The 14,278-nt window shown below is 58.8% G+C and carries 14 protein-coding genes; 8 read left to right on the top strand and 6 right to left on the bottom strand.

Annotated elements, in window-relative coordinates:
• Positions 1-404: 404 nt before the first annotated feature.
• Together ACQK2Q_RS04270 and ACQK2Q_RS04265 are read right to left on the bottom strand one after the other, a co-directional pair.
• Positions 405-1,586, bottom strand: coding sequence for an FAD-dependent oxidoreductase (locus ACQK2Q_RS04270; protein ID WP_425411119.1), 1,182 nt, complete (start codon positions 1,584-1,586; stop codon positions 405-407).
• Between the two features lie 87 nt (positions 1,587-1,673).
• Positions 1,674-2,903 (bottom strand): acyltransferase family protein, encoded by a 1,230-nt coding sequence (locus ACQK2Q_RS04265; RefSeq protein WP_425408506.1) that lies wholly within the window; start codon positions 2,901-2,903, stop codon positions 1,674-1,676.
• Positions 2,904-3,110: 207 nt separating this feature from the next.
• Here ACQK2Q_RS04265 and ACQK2Q_RS04260 point away from each other — a divergent pair, with 207 nt between their 5' ends.
• Positions 3,111-3,971, top strand: a complete 861-nt coding sequence (locus ACQK2Q_RS04260; protein ID WP_425408505.1) for a LytTR family DNA-binding domain-containing protein — start codon at positions 3,111-3,113, stop codon at positions 3,969-3,971.
• Here the strand turns inward: ACQK2Q_RS04260 and ACQK2Q_RS04255 are convergent.
• Positions 3,968-4,426, bottom strand: coding sequence for a GatB/YqeY domain-containing protein (locus tag ACQK2Q_RS04255; RefSeq protein ID WP_425408504.1), 459 nt, complete (start codon positions 4,424-4,426; stop codon positions 3,968-3,970). The two genes, ACQK2Q_RS04260 and ACQK2Q_RS04255, sit on opposite strands and share 4 nt — an antisense overlap.
• A 244-nt stretch (positions 4,427-4,670) precedes the next feature.
• Between ACQK2Q_RS04255 and carA the strand changes: the two genes are divergently transcribed.
• The 5 genes from carA to ACQK2Q_RS04230 all read left to right on the top strand — a co-directional run bounded on the left by carA (position 4,671) and on the right by ACQK2Q_RS04230 (position 7,912).
• Entirely contained in the window at positions 4,671-5,840 is a 1,170-nt protein-coding gene (gene carA / locus ACQK2Q_RS04250; protein ID WP_425408503.1) for a glutamine-hydrolyzing carbamoyl-phosphate synthase small subunit, read from the top strand.
• Positions 5,841-5,924: 84 nt separating this feature from the next.
• Positions 5,925-6,404: a hemerythrin domain-containing protein gene (locus ACQK2Q_RS04245; protein WP_425408502.1), complete on the top strand. Its 480-nt coding sequence runs from the start codon at positions 5,925-5,927 to the stop codon at positions 6,402-6,404.
• An 11-nt stretch (positions 6,405-6,415) separates the two neighbouring features.
• On the top strand, positions 6,416-6,667 hold the full coding sequence (locus ACQK2Q_RS04240) for a hypothetical protein (protein ID WP_425408501.1): 252 nt from the start codon (positions 6,416-6,418) through the stop codon (positions 6,665-6,667).
• Positions 6,668-6,735: 68 nt separating this feature from the next.
• Entirely contained in the window at positions 6,736-7,158 is a 423-nt protein-coding gene (locus tag ACQK2Q_RS04235; RefSeq protein ID WP_425408500.1) for a PaaI family thioesterase, read from the top strand.
• A gap of 22 nt (positions 7,159-7,180) precedes the next feature.
• On the top strand, positions 7,181-7,912 hold the full coding sequence (locus tag ACQK2Q_RS04230; RefSeq protein WP_425408499.1) for an MBL fold metallo-hydrolase: 732 nt from the start codon (positions 7,181-7,183) through the stop codon (positions 7,910-7,912).
• Between the two features lie 193 nt (positions 7,913-8,105).
• On the opposite strand, the gene ACQK2Q_RS04225 is transcribed toward ACQK2Q_RS04230, so the two are convergent.
• From ACQK2Q_RS04225 to ACQK2Q_RS04215, 3 genes are all read right to left on the bottom strand, one after another.
• Complete coding sequence (locus ACQK2Q_RS04225; RefSeq protein WP_425408498.1) at positions 8,106-9,122, bottom strand: virginiamycin B lyase family protein; 1,017 nt, start codon at positions 9,120-9,122, stop codon at positions 8,106-8,108.
• Positions 9,123-9,258: 136 nt separating this feature from the next.
• Entirely contained in the window at positions 9,259-9,681 is a 423-nt protein-coding gene (locus ACQK2Q_RS04220) for an SRPBCC family protein (protein WP_425408497.1), read from the bottom strand.
• Complete coding sequence (locus tag ACQK2Q_RS04215) at positions 9,678-10,001, bottom strand: ArsR/SmtB family transcription factor (protein ID WP_425408496.1); 324 nt, start codon at positions 9,999-10,001, stop codon at positions 9,678-9,680. Before ACQK2Q_RS04215 ends, ACQK2Q_RS04220 begins: the two co-directional genes overlap by 4 nt.
• 200 nt (positions 10,002-10,201) lie before the next feature.
• Here ACQK2Q_RS04215 and carB point away from each other — a divergent pair, with 200 nt between their 5' ends.
• Entirely contained in the window at positions 10,202-13,504 is a 3,303-nt protein-coding gene (gene carB / locus ACQK2Q_RS04210) for a carbamoyl-phosphate synthase large subunit (RefSeq protein WP_425408495.1), read from the top strand.
• Between the two features lie 245 nt (positions 13,505-13,749).
• A complete protein-coding gene (greA, locus tag ACQK2Q_RS04205) occupies positions 13,750-14,223 on the top strand; it encodes a transcription elongation factor GreA (protein WP_425408494.1) in 474 nt (157 codons plus the stop codon).
• Positions 14,224-14,278: the final 55 nt, after the last annotated feature.

Below are 14,278 nucleotides of genomic sequence, written 5' to 3'. Positions count from 1 at the left end.
CTAAATATTTCACATGGAGCGGCGCCTCGCGGGCGCCGTTTTCTTTTGCGGGGGCGGGTCAGAACGCAGGCTTTCACATCCTGTCAGCGCGTCATTTTCGGGCCCCGGCGTCAGGCCGGCCTCTGGCCAGACAGAACGGGGCTCGAAAATGACGGACCGATGGACGCATAGTATTCACAATGTCAAAGAGCCCGGACCGGCGGCGAAATTCCCGCCCCGATCCTGACGCCGAAAGGGTCCGTTCTGAATATTGCGCCGTCGTCTGACTGTCGCGCGTGAAAATTGAACCGCATGTCAACGCAAGAGACATAATAAGGGCGCCGGCGGAGGGGGTGGATATCTATCCACCAACACTGGGAAATATTGAAGAAACGAGGGTTCTGGTTGTAATCGCGCGAAGGCGCTCAACCGTTTTTCAACCCAAGCCTTTCAAGCGGCGCGCCCAGCGTTCCCGACACCATGGCCGCCAGGACGCGCGGCATGGGCGGCGCCGCCGATAACGGCCCGGCGAAGACGTCGCGCAAGGCGGGGAGAATTTTCAGATCCGATTGATAGACCGGTGTGAACACGCCGCTCATCAACTGGTAAAGACGCACATGGTTACGGCGCATGCGGATGAAGCGGTCCAGGGCCATTTCAACATCCGTCGTTCTTTCAAAGGCGCGCCAGAGCGCGGCGGCGTCCAGGAGCGCCATGTTGGCGCCCTGCCCCAGTTGCGGGCTCGCCGCATGCCACGCATCGCCGATATGAACCATGCGCCCCTCCACCGGTCTTTGCGCCGTGTGATGCGCATAATGCGCGAAAACGAACTGATCGTGGCCGGTAAAATGGTCGAGCACCGGTGCAAGCGCTGGCCAGAGCGCAAGCGCTTCTTGTTTCCACTGGTCAAGCGGCGCGTCCCGCCACGCCTGATAGCGATCGGCGCGCAACGTCCAGAAAAACGCCGCAAGCGGCTCGCCGTTTTCCTTCAGCCCGCCGATCGGCATAACGCCGGAAGATGTGTCCGCGCTGCGATAACGCTGCGCCAGCACGCGAGCATCAAACCCGTCCGTATGCGGAAACGGCGCATTCGCCCACAGGGCGCCATAATCAAGAAACGCATTGACGCGCTCAACCAGCGGCGAACGTACGCCCGCAGCGTCAATGGCGAAATCGAAACGGCCTGATTTATCGCCATCGGCGAAAATGACCATTGGCCCGGCTTCGCTCTGTTCGATGCCCGCGACGTCCCTGCCATGCTCGAACGCCGCGCCGGCGCGTTCAGCGCCTTGCCTCAATAGATTGAACAAAACCGACCGATGCACCGAGACGCCGTGAACATCCTCGCCCAGCGCTGCGTATCGCACATCCAGCACCTTGCGCCGCCCGTCCTCAAGGCGGCCGTCCAGACGGTCGAGCCGGGCGCCCCGCGCCTGTAGAGCTTCCAGAAGATCAAGCGCGCGCAGCACGGCCTGTCCGGAGGGCTGCACAATCAGGCCTGACCCGACCGGCGCCGGCGCAGGCGCCTTGTCGTAGATCACAACGCGATGTCCGAGCGCCGCCAGAAACGCCGCCGCCGAAAGCCCGGCGACGCCCGCGCCGGCAATGGCGATGTTGAATTGTTTTGGGATAGACGTCTTCCGGCTTGCTGCGAGACAACCTCACGCGAATTTGGCGATGGCGTCCAGAGCGCTTTACGCCGCGAGCGCTTCAGCCTTGGCGGCGACTTTTTTCTGTTGAACTGGGTCTTTGACGCCGAGAAATACGCGTAATCCCGGTATCCGGCGGAACAGTTCGTAGCCCGCGACACACCCGGCGATCGTGATCGTCGTAACCAGCAGAAATTCCGTCCACACGCCCAGCGCCATCTGTGTCAGATAATATCCGGCGGTGATAATGATGGTCTGATGCAGGATGTAATAACAAAACACTGCGCCCGTCAGATAGGTGAGCCGCTTTGATGGCCGATTAAGAAAGCGCTGCGCCAGCGCCATTAAAGCAACGATACAGCTCCACGCATATAGCGTTTCAAGCGCCGTTTCGATGACGCCAATATGAGGGATGCGCGCCACCCAAGAGGCTGCGACCATTTCCTCGTTCGCTTCGACATAGGCGCCGAGCAGCCACAAGCCGACAGCAAACCCTGCGGCGAGCGGCAAAGCGCCATGGACCGAACGCCAGAAACGGTCGTGCTTCGCCGCAAAAAAGCCCAGCAGAAAAATCGTGAACCGGTGCGCGTGGTTGGCCCAGTCCGCATAAAGATTATGCGTTGTGGGAAACTGCGGCGACAAAACCAGTTCATAAATCACGAATGGAACGATCACGAGCAGCATGAGCCGCGCCGGACCGCCCGCGATGATATTCAGCGCCCGCGCGCCGGCGCCCTCAGCGAAACGGCGCAGCATAGGCAAAAACGGAGAGATCAGCAGGATATAAACGAACAGATAAACCACATACCAAAGATGGTTCCATGTAGGTGTTATCATTGGATAAAGCTGTTCGAGCTTCAGGTAGTTACCCCAGAATGCAAAGTAGCCCGGCTCAATGGCGCCGGCCTGGCGCAATTCGAAATAACTCTGCGGCGCGACAACCATGATCATGCCTGCAAGGATCGGCAGGCCCAGCCGGTAGGCGCGCGATCCGACGAACCGCCAGTTCGATACGGCCTTGCCGGAGGCGAATCGCACCGCGACGCCGGAAATGAAAAACAACAGCGCCAGACGCCATGGATTGACGATCAGCATCAGCGGCTCTGCCGCCGGACCCGCATACGCGCTTTTCACGTGCCAGCCCCAGGTCACGTAGAACATGCCGATATGGTAAAAAATCAGGAGGCCGAAGGCGATGATGCGCAGCCAGTCGAGGTCGTACCGCCTCGATACGCCGTTAAAAAAAGCGCCTGAATGCCCGTCCGCCACCGCCATGAGGGTCTCCTTTTCTTTTGTGCCGTGAAGGATGGCGACGGCTGGCGTTTCCCGCCAGCATGAAGGGTTCAGGGGCGGAGCCCCGTGACGAATGGCCGGAAACAAGTGGCGTTTGGGGACTAGCGGCGGCGGCCGGGGACGAATTTTCGTTGGTTTTTAAACGCGATATTGCCGCCGCCGCCCGGCGCGCCATAAAACTTTTCCGAGATGAGCAACGCGGCCGAACCTCCATCCCGTACGCTTTCCGGCGACGACGCCCGCGCCGACCGGACGACTTTGTTCTGGGTCGCGGGGTTTTTCATGGCGTTTCTGGTTGTCGATATTCTTTCCATGATCACGGAACAGTCCCGCACCACTGCCGATCTCGAGGTCGCGCGGAACGCGCTTTACGAAAGCTCAAGCATTTTGGTGATCCTTGCGCTCTATCCGTTAATGCGTATGGCCGTGACTTACGCCGCGCCGGGCCAGCATGACTGGCGGCGCATCATCGCCGTTCACGCCGGGTTCTGCCTAGCCTTTTCGATCGTCCACATCATCGCCATGGTGGCGATCCGCAAGGCTGTCTTTCTCATGGTCTTCGATGGGCCGTATATCTTTACGGATAATCTGCTGCGGGAATTCGTTTATGAATTCCGCAAGGACGCCGTCACCTACTCGCTGATCGTCTTTTTCATAACCTTCGGACGCCAGCTCGAACAGCAGCGCCGGGAGCTCGCCGCCGCGCGCGAGGACGCCAGAAAATCACAGAAGCTGACCCTTAAATGCGGCGGACGATCCATATTCATCGACGCCGCGTCGGTGGTGTGGGCGAAGTCGGCGGCGAACTATGTAGAGGTAAAAGCGAATGGCGAAACGCACCTTGCGCGCGCGACGCTCGGCGCTATTGAGAACCAGCTTGCCGACGCCGGCGTTTTAGCCGCGCGGGTTCACCGCTCATGGGTCGTAAACGCCGATCACATCAAAAAGATTGACCCCACCGGAGAAGGCGATGTTCGGATTGAAATGATTGATGGCGAAGTCGTGCCCGGCAGCCGCCGCTATCGCGACCGGCTGCCATCGCAAGGTTAGCTCAAACGATCTTTCATCAGTTTGCCGGCCTGACCGAAATCCATGGAGCCGTTATACCGCTCTTTCAGCGCGCCCATGCATTTGCCCATGTCTTTGAGGCCGGAGGCGTCATATTCGTCAATGACGTCCGTGACGGCGACTTTGATTTCGTCGTCGGAAAGCTGGCGCGGTAAAAATTCGCGGATCACTTCGATCTCGGCGCGTTCCTGTTCGGCGAGTTCCGGCCGGCAGCCTTTTTCGAAGGCGGCGGCGCTTTCTTCGCGCTGTTTGACCATCTTGGTGAGGATCGCGAGGATCTCTTGCTCGGTCACGCCGTCGCAGCGATCGTCGCCGCGTGCGGCGATATCCCGGTCCTTGATGGCCGCGTTGATCAACCGCAGCGTGGCGACGCGCAGTTTCTGATCCTTGGCTTTCATCGCTGATTTCAGCGCTGTGTTAATCTGCTCTTTGAGCATCAATGATTCTCCATCGCATGACGGCCCGCTATTCAAAAAATGCGCCGCAGCGTCCAATCAATTTTTTATCTAGTTGTTTTTGCAGGATAAATTCTGACTTATCCGTCGATTGACCCTTTCGGTCCCTTCGCCTAGCTTCCCGCCAATTTGCGCGGCCTCGTTTGCGCAAGGCCTGACCGCAATCGCCAGCCGCAAACCTTGCCCTGACGCTTGAAGCAACTAAGCCGCGAAGAGATATGCATCAATGAAAATTAGTCAAGCACCCGCAGAACGCCGCACCGCCGTACTAGTGCTGGCGGACGGAACCAGCGCTTACGGCCAGGGGGTGGGCGCCGCAGGCGAGGCGGTCGGCGAGGTCTGTTTCAATACGGCGATGACCGGGTATCAGGAAATCTTGACCGATCTTTCCTACGCCGGACAACTTATCACCTTCACCTGTCCGCATATCGGCAATGTGGGCGCGAACGCCGACGATGTGGAAAGCGATTCGAAATCCATGGCGGCGCGCGGCGCGATCTTTCGCGCCTTCCCGACCAGTCCTTCCAATTACCGGGCGCAGCTTGATGTCTCCGCGTGGATGCGCAGACGCGGCATTGTCGGCATTGCTGGCGTCGATACGCGCGCGCTGACGGCGCGCATTCGCGAAAAGGGCATGCCGCACGGCGTCATCGCCCACAATCCCGCCGGACAATTCGACTTTGATGCGCTGTTGGAACGCGCCCGGAGCTGGGCCGGTCTCGAGGGGCGCGATCTCGCCAAAAGCGTCACAACGCTTCAACCCTATGTACATGCCGAAACCGGGTGGTCGTGGGACAAGGGCTACGGCGCCCATCAAGGCGGCGGCCCGCATGTGGTCGTGATCGATTACGGCGTGAAAATGAACATTCTGCGCCGCCTCAGCGCCGAAGGATGCCGGGTCAGCGTCGTCGCCGCCAGCGCGCGCTATAGCGACATCATGGAAATGAAGCCTGACGGCGTTGTCCTGTCCAACGGCCCGGGCGATCCCGCCGCAACGGCCGAATACGCCGCGCCGGTCATTCGTGAACTGATCGAGAACAAGGTGCCGGTTTTCGGCGTCTGTCTCGGCCATCAACTGCTCGCCATCGCCGCCGGCGCAAAAACCCGAAAGATGGCGCAAGGCCATCACGGCGCAAACCATCCGGTCAAGGATCTTTCCACCGGCAAGGTGGAAGTCGTTTCCATGAATCACGGCTTCACGGTGGACGCCGCCGCCCTGCCCGCCAATGTGGAGGAGACGCATGTTTCCCTTTTCGACGGCTCCAATTGCGGGATTTCGTTAAAGGACGCGCCGGCCTTTTCCGTGCAGCACCACCCGGAAGCCTCGCCCGGCCCGGAAGACAGTTTTTATATTTTCAAGCGCTTTATCGGACGCCTTCAAAGCAGCGCCGCCTGAGCCGCAAATTTTTTTCACGCCGTTAGGCGTTCCGGAACCAATCCAAAACTCCGGTGTTTGGCTCTGCAATAACTGGAGGCAGACATGGATATCTTTGAGCGCATAAAAAAAGATCATGACGACGCCCGCGTTGTGATGAAAAAAATCAAGGAAACAACGGAGCGCGCGGAAAAAACGCGCCTGAAATTATTTACCGAATTCAAAAACGACATGTGGGCGCACCATAAAGTCGAGGAAGCCGTATTTTATTCCTATCTTCGCGACGACACCAAGATGAGCAAGGAGTCGTACGAAGCGCTTAACGAACATCACGTTGCGAACGGATTGCTGGAAGAACTCGATACCTTTCCCGTTGACAGCGAGGAATGGGCCGTGAAATTCGGCGCGCTCTCCGAATCGATCGAGCATCATATGGACGAAGAGGAAGAGGATTTTTTCCCGAAAGCGAAAAAGCTTCTGTCCAAGGATCAGGCCGACCTTCTTGGATCGCGATTTGACTCCAGAAAGCGCGTTGTGTTCGCCGGCATTTCGCCGATCGACGAGGATGACGTCGAGGCGGCTTAAGGGCGTTCGCCATGATAGATGTTGTACAGTGGGCGGCGACGATTTTAACGATTGTCGCCGCCAGTCTTATCGCCGCGCATATCAGCGTGAAAGTCACCGGCGCTGCGTTTGTAGTTTTTACCGCTTCTTCCCTTTTATGGATCTGGTTTGCTTCCGCTGAAAGCGACCACGGCCTCCTGGTGACAAACATTGTCCTGACGGCGATCAACCTGACCGGCGTTTACCGTTATCTCCTGAGCGATAAAAAACCGTCCAGCGCGTAAACAAACCCCGTCGCGCCGCTGCTATTTTCTGTTTCGCGCGCGCGCAGGCGAATGTACGCTCGCGCGCCATGCACCAAACAAAGCTGAAAGCGCTGTTTGAAAAAATAACCGATCAGGGCTTTACCAAAGCTTCCGGATTTCGCGTGCGCGACTTCGAGAAAGGCGCTGTCGCCCTGGAGGTTGAGTCGAAAGAGGAATTGACCCAGTTCATGGGCTACGTGCATGCGGGCGTTGTCACCGGCCTTGCCGATCACGCCGCCGGCGCGGCCTATGCCTCCACCCTGCCGGAAGGCAAAGTCTGCCTGACCGTGGAGTTGAAAATAAACCTGATGAAACCCGCCAAGGGCGACAAGCTTGTCGCCGAGGCGCGCGTTGTCTCCGCCGGCGGCACGATCGGCGTCGTTCAATCGGATGTGTACGGCGAAACCGGGGAGACGCGCGTTCACTGTGCGACGTCGCTTGTGACGTTGCGCGCTGTAGCAATCGGCTGATTTCCCCGCTATTGATCCCGGCATGAGCGAACAACAGACACAACCGCCGTTTCAGGTGCGCATCGTACCGGTGACGCCGTTTCAGCAAAATTGCTCCATCATCCGCGCGCCGAGCGGCAAAGCCGCCGTGGTCGATCCCGGCGGCGAGCCTGAAAAAATCTTGGCCGCGGCGAAAGAATTTGACGCCGACATTGAACAGATCTGGCTGACGCACGGACATCTCGATCACGCCGGCGGCGCCGAGGCGGTGAAACGTGAAACCGGCGCGCCGATCATCGGTCCCCACAAGGAAGATACATTCTGGCTCGACGAGATCGCCGCGCACTGGGCGCAATATGGTCATCCCGGCATGGGTGAGAATTGCGCGCCCGACACATGGCTGAATGACGGCGACACGCTGACGCTCGACGGCATAGAATTCAACGTTGTTTATACGCCTGGCCATACGCCGGGCCATGTGGTCATCTATCACAACGGCGCCAATATCGCGTTTGTGGGCGATGTCTTGTTCGCCGGCTCTATCGGGCGCACGGACTTTCCACGCGGCGACCACCAGACTCTGATCGACTCAATCACTGGAAAACTCTGGCCGCTGGGCGATCTGCAATTCGTGCCCGGCCACGGTCCGGCCTCGACATTCAACCGCGAACGCCAGTCCAACCCGTTCGTCGCCGACCACATCACAGGCTACAAGGGCGCTGAGAAAAAACCGGCGAACGCAATGGATCAGAAACTGTCAAAACGCTGGCAGTGAAAGCATCCGTGACCCGAAGCTCTGGGACACAGGTTGGAGGCCTGGATCTTACGCCGTCTGCCTCTTTTGTAGCTTTTGCAGCACTTGTATCGGTTCGCGATTGTCATCACCGGGCCTGGCCCGGTGATCCAGAATCCTTTAAAAATATCGGCTGGATTGCCGGAACAAGTCCGGCAATGACAGTTCCTTGAACCTACTCGTCCTGCGGCTCAACGATCGCGCGGCCGATATAGTTTGTGTCGGCGCCGAACCAGACTGCGCCGGAAGGCTCATGGTAATGCATATGCCGCAGCGTGCCGCCGCCGGACGGCACAGGCGTGGCGCTGAACCATTCTTCCGTTTCCGGATCGAAGCCCATGAACATATTCGGCTGAACGCCGGTGGCGACCGCCCAGATGCGGCCTTGCGAGTCTGACGCCGTGCCATAGGGGCGCGCATCCGCGCCCTGCGGCATCAGCCATTCGTCAAATTCTTCCGTATCCGGATTATAAACCCCGAGATAGCCGTCAGCGTAATCGACATACCAGACCCGTCCGTCTGCGGTGACTTCAAGACGGCGCGGGCGCGCTTCCTCGCGCGGCAGCTCGATTTCACGCAACGCCATCGTCTCAGGATCGAGATTGGCGAGCTTGTGCGTACCCAAAAGCGCCACCCAGATTGATCCGTTAGGCGCGATCTTGATGCCATATGGCCTGGAACCCTCCGTCTGGGACGGAACAAGGTCGACTTTACGATCTTCAATCGTCAGGCGGCCCATCATGTTGGCGCCTTGCAGCGTGAACCATATATGCTCTTCCTCGTCATCCATGATGAGCGTATGCGGATCGCGCGCCGCTTCATCAGGCATCGGAATTTCTTCAATTTCCTTTGTCTGCGGATCAAACCGTCCGATCAGCGCCGTGCGATTACCAGCGTACCAGACAATGCCGTCGGAACCGACAATCAGATTGTGCGGCGCGGAGCCCTCTTTCAGATCGACTTTATAAATCTCACCAGTTTCGGTATTGAGATGGGCGAGATAACCGGCGCGCTGTCCCACAAACCAGACGGATGTGGCGCTTTCCGCAAACGGATCGCGCGGGCGTGAGTTTTCATATGGCACTTCCCACTCGCGAATATCGATGGTTTCCATCGCGGATGTGTCTTGCGCCGCCGCGCCCGATAGTGCGAGCAAGCCCGCCAATGCCGCTGCTGCAGAGCTTTTCATCATGTATGTCGCCTCCGTGGTGGTTGAAATCTCTGACACGACACTACCACAGGATATCCGGCGGGCTAAGCCCCGGCGCGCGCTCCCGGCCCGCCGAAACCATACAAATCTGTCAGGTGCTAACCGCGATTTCAGGGCGTCAGCCCGTCACCCGGCGCAGACGGGTGAAGTGCTCGTCCCAGCCCGTATCGTGATTGGCCGCCATGCCGAACGGGTCGGCTTCGAAATTCTCCCAGCCCTCATGCACAAGCGTTAAAATCGTGCCGCCCTTTACGCCTTCGAGCGTCCATGTGCAGGTCGTTTCCACCTCCTGCAAATGCGGATGCGTGAACGTATGCACAAGTTTTGCGGGCGGTTTCATCTCCAGCACCTTGCCCCAGCACATGCGTTCGCCCTCTTTGCCGAGCGTGTTGATGAGCAGCGCCCAGTCGCCGCCTTCTTTCAGATCGGCCTCGCCCTGATGGAACCAGGTGGCCAGCTTGTCGGCTTCAACGAGAAATTTCCAGACATGTTCCGGCGGCGCTTTCAGGAAAATGGTTTTGACGATCTTCATACTGCTCATGATTTGTCCTCCACGACTTTTTTGAGATGGGCGAGCCTCTCGTCCCAGAAACTTTCAAACGCGTTCAGCCAGTCGGCGGCGGTTTTCAGCGCTTGCGGGTTGAGGCGGTTGATGCGTTCCCGGCCGCGCTGTTCGACGGAAATAATTCCGCCTTCGCGCAGAATAGCGAGATGCTTCGCTACGGCGGGTCTTGTTACGTCGAACTCGGCGGCGATATCGGCGATGGGCCGGTCTCCGTGCGCGAGCATGGCGATAATCGCCCTGCGGGTCGGATCCGCCAGCGCCCGGAAGACAGCTTGATCTTTTTCGATACGATTCATAACATAAAACCTTATGGTTTCGTTTTATATGAAACCTTTTGGTATTATGTCAAGCGGCGACATTTCCAATGCATTTGCCCTTCCCCTCGCCGCGCTCTTCACCTAAGACAACGCTTTAATCGACAATTGATTCTTCAATCCCCGCGCGCAGCCGGCTGAAATAGCGGCCGTCTGAACCGCGCGGATGCGCGCGAGTAAAAATGCCGAAACGCAACGACATTTCCTCCATTCTGATTATCGGCGCCGGCCCCATTGTCATCGGCCAGGCCTGCGAGTTCGATTATTCCGGCGTACAGGCCGTCAAAGCGCTGAAAGAGGAAGGCTACCGGGTCATTCTGGTGAATTCGAACCCGGCGACCATCATGACCGACCCGGAGCTCGCCGACGCAACCTATGTCGAGCCCATTACGCCGGACTATGTGGAAAAGGTCATCGCCCGCGAACGTCCCGACGCGCTGTTGCCCACCATGGGCGGACAGACGGCGCTCAATTGCGCGCTCGATCTGGAAAAGAACGGCGTGCTTGAAAAATACGGCGTTGAGATGATCGGCGCGCGCGCGGACGTCATCGAAAAAGCGGAAGACCGCGAGAAGTTCCGCGTCGCTATGGAAAAAATCGGGCTGGAAAACCCGCGCTCGGCCATCGCCTCATCGCCGCCCGTTAAAAACGACGCCGGCAAAACGATCGGATATGACCGCGCATCGGGCGTCGCGAGCGCCATGAAATATCTCGACGAGATCGGCCTGCCGGCCATTATCCGCCCGGCCTTTACGCTTGGCGGCACAGGCGGCGGCGTCGCCTATAACCGCGAGGAATTCGAGCATTTCGTTCGCTCCGGCATCGATGCATCGCCTGTGGGTCAGGTGCTCATAGATGAGAGCCTGCTCGGCTGGAAAGAATTCGAGATGGAGGTTGTGCGCGACCGGGCGGACAATTGCGTCATCATCTGCTCTATCGAGAACATCGATCCGATGGGCGTACATACAGGCGATTCCATCACGGTCGCGCCGGCGCAGACCCTGACCGACAAGGAATTCCAGATCATGCGCAACGCCTCCATCGCCGTTATGCGCGAGATCGGCGTCGAGACCGGCGGATCGAATGTTCAGTTTGCGGTCAATCCGGATACCGGCCGCCTCGTGGTCATCGAGATGAACCCGCGCGTCTCTCGCTCATCAGCCCTCGCTTCAAAAGCCACCGGATTTCCAATTGCGCGTATCGCCGCGAAACTTGCAGTGGGCTACACGCTCGACGAACTCGACAACGATATCACCGGCGCAACGCCCGCCGCGTTCGAGCCGACCATCGATTACGTCGTCACAAAAATTCCGCGCTTTGCTTTTGAGAAATTTCCGGGCGCGGCGCCAATGCTCTCCACCGCCATGAAGTCCGTCGGCGAAGCCATGGCTATCGGGCGGACTTTTTCTGAGTCGATGCAAAAAGCCCTTCGATCTCTGGAAACAGGGCTTTGCGGCCTTGATCCGATAGAGATTGCCGGTCTCGGCGAGGACGACGATCTCAACGCATTCCGCGCCGCGCTGGCCGCGCCGACGCCGGACAGGCTGCGCGTTGCGGCGCAGGCGCTGCGCCATGAACTGCCCATAGAACAGGTGCGCGCGATCACCCAGTACGATCCCTGGTTTCTCGACCAGATCGCGGAAATCATCGCGGCGGAAAAAGACATCGAAAAAGACGGCGTACCGTCCGACGCGGAACGCCTGCGCGCCATCAAGGCCATGGGATTTTCCGACAAGCGCCTCGCCCAGCTCGCCGGCGGAACAGAAGAAGACGTTCGCACTTTCAGGCGGGAGCGCGGCGTGCGCCCCGTCTTCAAACGGATCGACACCTGCGCGGCTGAATTCGCGGCCAGAACGCCCTATATGTATTCCGCCTACGAAACATCGTTCGGCGGCGAACCGGTCTGTGAGTCCGCGCCGTCCGAGCGCAGGAAAGTCATTATTCTCGGCGGCGGGCCCAATCGCATCGGTCAGGGAATTGAGTTCGATTATTGCTGCTGCCACGCCGCCTTCGCGCTGGCTGACATCGGCGTTGAATCGATCATGGTGAACTGCAATCCTGAAACGGTGTCTACGGACTACGACACATCCGACCGGCTCTATTTTGAGCCGCTTACCGCCGAAGATGTGCTTGAGATCGCCGCAAAGGAAATGGAAAACGGCGAATTGCTCGGCGTTATCGTTCAGTATGGCGGGCAGACGCCGCTGAAACTCGCCGGCGTTCTTGAGGCGGAAGGCGTCCCCATTCTCGGCACGCCCTACGACGCCATTGACCTTGCCGAAGACCGCGAGCGTTTCCAGAAGCTGGTGCGCAAGCTGGGCCTCGTTCAACCCAAAAATGCAACCGCGCCGAGCCGGGAAAAAGCCGCCGAAATCGCCGGCGATGTGGGCTACCCCCTCGTAACACGGCCCTCTTACGTGCTTGGGGGGCGCGCCATGGAAATCGTGCGCGACGAGGCTTCCCTTCGCCATTACCTGGCGACGGCGCTGATCGAAATTAATGAAAAAGAACCCCTGCTGCTCGATCATTATCTGCAAAACGCCGTCGAGGTCGATGTAGACGCGATCTGCGACGGCGAAGATGTTTTTATCGCCGGCGTAATGGAGCATATTGAGGAGGCGGGCGTTCATTCCGGCGACAGCGCCTGTTCGCTGCCGCCTTACACGCTTTCCGACAGTATGATTGAGGCGTTGAAAGACCAGACGAAACGCATGGCGCTGGAGCTGGGCGTTATCGGTCTGATGAATGTTCAGTATGCGATCAAAGACGACGTCATCTACCTGCTTGAAGTGAACCCGCGCGCCTCGCGCACCGTGCCGTTTGTCGCCAAATCCGTTGGCCTGCCCGTCGCGCGCATCGCCGCAAAAGTCATGGCCGGCGCGAAGATAAAAGACATGGACCTCAAATGGCCGGCATTCACGCATATGTCGGTCAAGGAAGTGGTCTTTCCGTTCGCGCGCTTTCCGGGCGTCGACACCATGCTGGGGCCGGAAATGCGCTCCACCGGCGAAGTGATGGGGATCGATGTCAATTTCGACCGCGCCCGCGCAAAAAGTCTGATCGCGTCCGGCGCGCGCATACCCATGGGCGGCCGCGTCTTTGTTTCCCTGAAAGATTCCGACAAGCCGCAAATGGTGGACGCTGCGAAAAGCCTGTTGGCCATGGGCTTTGACATCATCGCCACCGGCGGCACGGCGGACTACCTGAAAGCGCAAGGCCTTGATATCGCACGCGTGAATAAAGTGCTGGAGGGGCGCCCGCATATTGTCGACGCCCTGAAAAACGGCGAAGTCCATATGATCTTCAACACGACCGAGGGCGCGCAATCGATCAAGGATTCGCGCTCCATCCGGACGACCGCCCTCGCCCAGAAAATTCCCTGCATCACAACTTGCGCGGGCGCGCGCGCCGCCGTGCGCGCCATAGAAGCGATGCGGGCTGACGATCTCGATGTGGCGCCGCTTCAGTCCTATTACAGCGCCTGACGGCGGCGGCGGCAGGGCGGCGCGTTCGCAAATGCGAAACCGCCGAAATTTGGGAAAATCACCCGAAAACAGGCCATTAGAGCGGCTTTTTCGGGCGGCCGGGCTCTTGAAAAAGCACCGCCTGAGGCCTACATACATCGTTTGCTAAATCAGCGACGGCCAGGCGCGCCCGCCCGGCCGCGCTATTTTTTTTCGCTTATTTGCAAGGCGGCGCGCCTTGGGCCTTTGAGAAAGGGGCTTCAACGATGGAAAAGTTCCCGATGACGCTTGGCGGTTATGAAAAGCTGGAAGCGGATTTGAAGAAACTGAAGAACGAGGAACGCCCGGCCGTCATTCAGGCCATTGCAGAAGCGCGCGCCCATGGCGACCTTTCCGAGAACGCCGAATATCACGCCGCCAAGGAGCGCCAGGGCTGGATCGAGAGCCAGATTGTCGATCTGGAGGACAAATATACGCGCGCGCAGGTGATCGACGTCGCCTCGCTCGACGGAGACACGGTGAAGTTCGGCGCGACGGTGACACTCATCGACGAAGACACCGAAGAAGAAAAAGTCTGGCAGATTGTCGGCGACCTTGAAGCAGACGTGAAGCTTCACCGCATCTCGATTTCATCGCCTATCGCGCGCGCTCTGATCGGCAAAAGCGTCGGCGACAGCGTCGAAGTACAGGCGCCCGGCGGCTCGCGCTCTTATGAAATCGAGAAAGTGGTTTTTAAGTAGGCGCTCGCAGTTTTGCCGCCGTCATTTTAATGAAGCGCACGCTTCCCCCATTCAT

The organism is Hyphococcus sp., assembly GCF_965228385.1.
GTDB lineage: Bacteria > Pseudomonadota > Alphaproteobacteria > Caulobacterales > Parvularculaceae > Hyphococcus.
The sequence above is the reverse complement of the archived record's forward strand: the minus strand, read 5'-3'. Positions and strand labels throughout refer to the sequence as shown.

Excerpts from the sequence above, each read along its gene's own strand:
- ACQK2Q_RS04265 (WP_425408506.1), bottom strand. The coding sequence starts at position 2,903 with ATGGCGGTGGCGGACGGGCATTCAGGCGCTTTTTTTAACGGCGTATCG.
- ACQK2Q_RS04260 (WP_425408505.1), top strand. The coding sequence starts at position 3,111 with ATGAGCAACGCGGCCGAACCTCCATCCCGTACGCTTTCCGGCGACGAC.
- ACQK2Q_RS04255 (WP_425408504.1), bottom strand. The coding sequence starts at position 4,426 with ATGCTCAAAGAGCAGATTAACACAGCGCTGAAATCAGCGATGAAAGCC.
- carA (WP_425408503.1), top strand. The coding sequence starts at position 4,671 with ATGAAAATTAGTCAAGCACCCGCAGAACGCCGCACCGCCGTACTAGTG.
- ACQK2Q_RS04245 (WP_425408502.1), top strand. The coding sequence starts at position 5,925 with ATGGATATCTTTGAGCGCATAAAAAAAGATCATGACGACGCCCGCGTT.
- ACQK2Q_RS04240 (WP_425408501.1), top strand. The coding sequence starts at position 6,416 with ATGATAGATGTTGTACAGTGGGCGGCGACGATTTTAACGATTGTCGCC.
- ACQK2Q_RS04235 (WP_425408500.1), top strand. The coding sequence starts at position 6,736 with ATGCACCAAACAAAGCTGAAAGCGCTGTTTGAAAAAATAACCGATCAG.
- ACQK2Q_RS04230 (WP_425408499.1), top strand. The coding sequence starts at position 7,181 with ATGAGCGAACAACAGACACAACCGCCGTTTCAGGTGCGCATCGTACCG.
- ACQK2Q_RS04225 (WP_425408498.1), bottom strand. The coding sequence starts at position 9,122 with ATGATGAAAAGCTCTGCAGCAGCGGCATTGGCGGGCTTGCTCGCACTA.
- ACQK2Q_RS04220 (WP_425408497.1), bottom strand. The coding sequence starts at position 9,681 with ATGAGCAGTATGAAGATCGTCAAAACCATTTTCCTGAAAGCGCCGCCG.
- ACQK2Q_RS04215 (WP_425408496.1), bottom strand. The coding sequence starts at position 10,001 with ATGAATCGTATCGAAAAAGATCAAGCTGTCTTCCGGGCGCTGGCGGAT.
- carB (WP_425408495.1), top strand. The coding sequence starts at position 10,202 with ATGCCGAAACGCAACGACATTTCCTCCATTCTGATTATCGGCGCCGGC.
- greA (WP_425408494.1), top strand. The coding sequence starts at position 13,750 with ATGGAAAAGTTCCCGATGACGCTTGGCGGTTATGAAAAGCTGGAAGCG.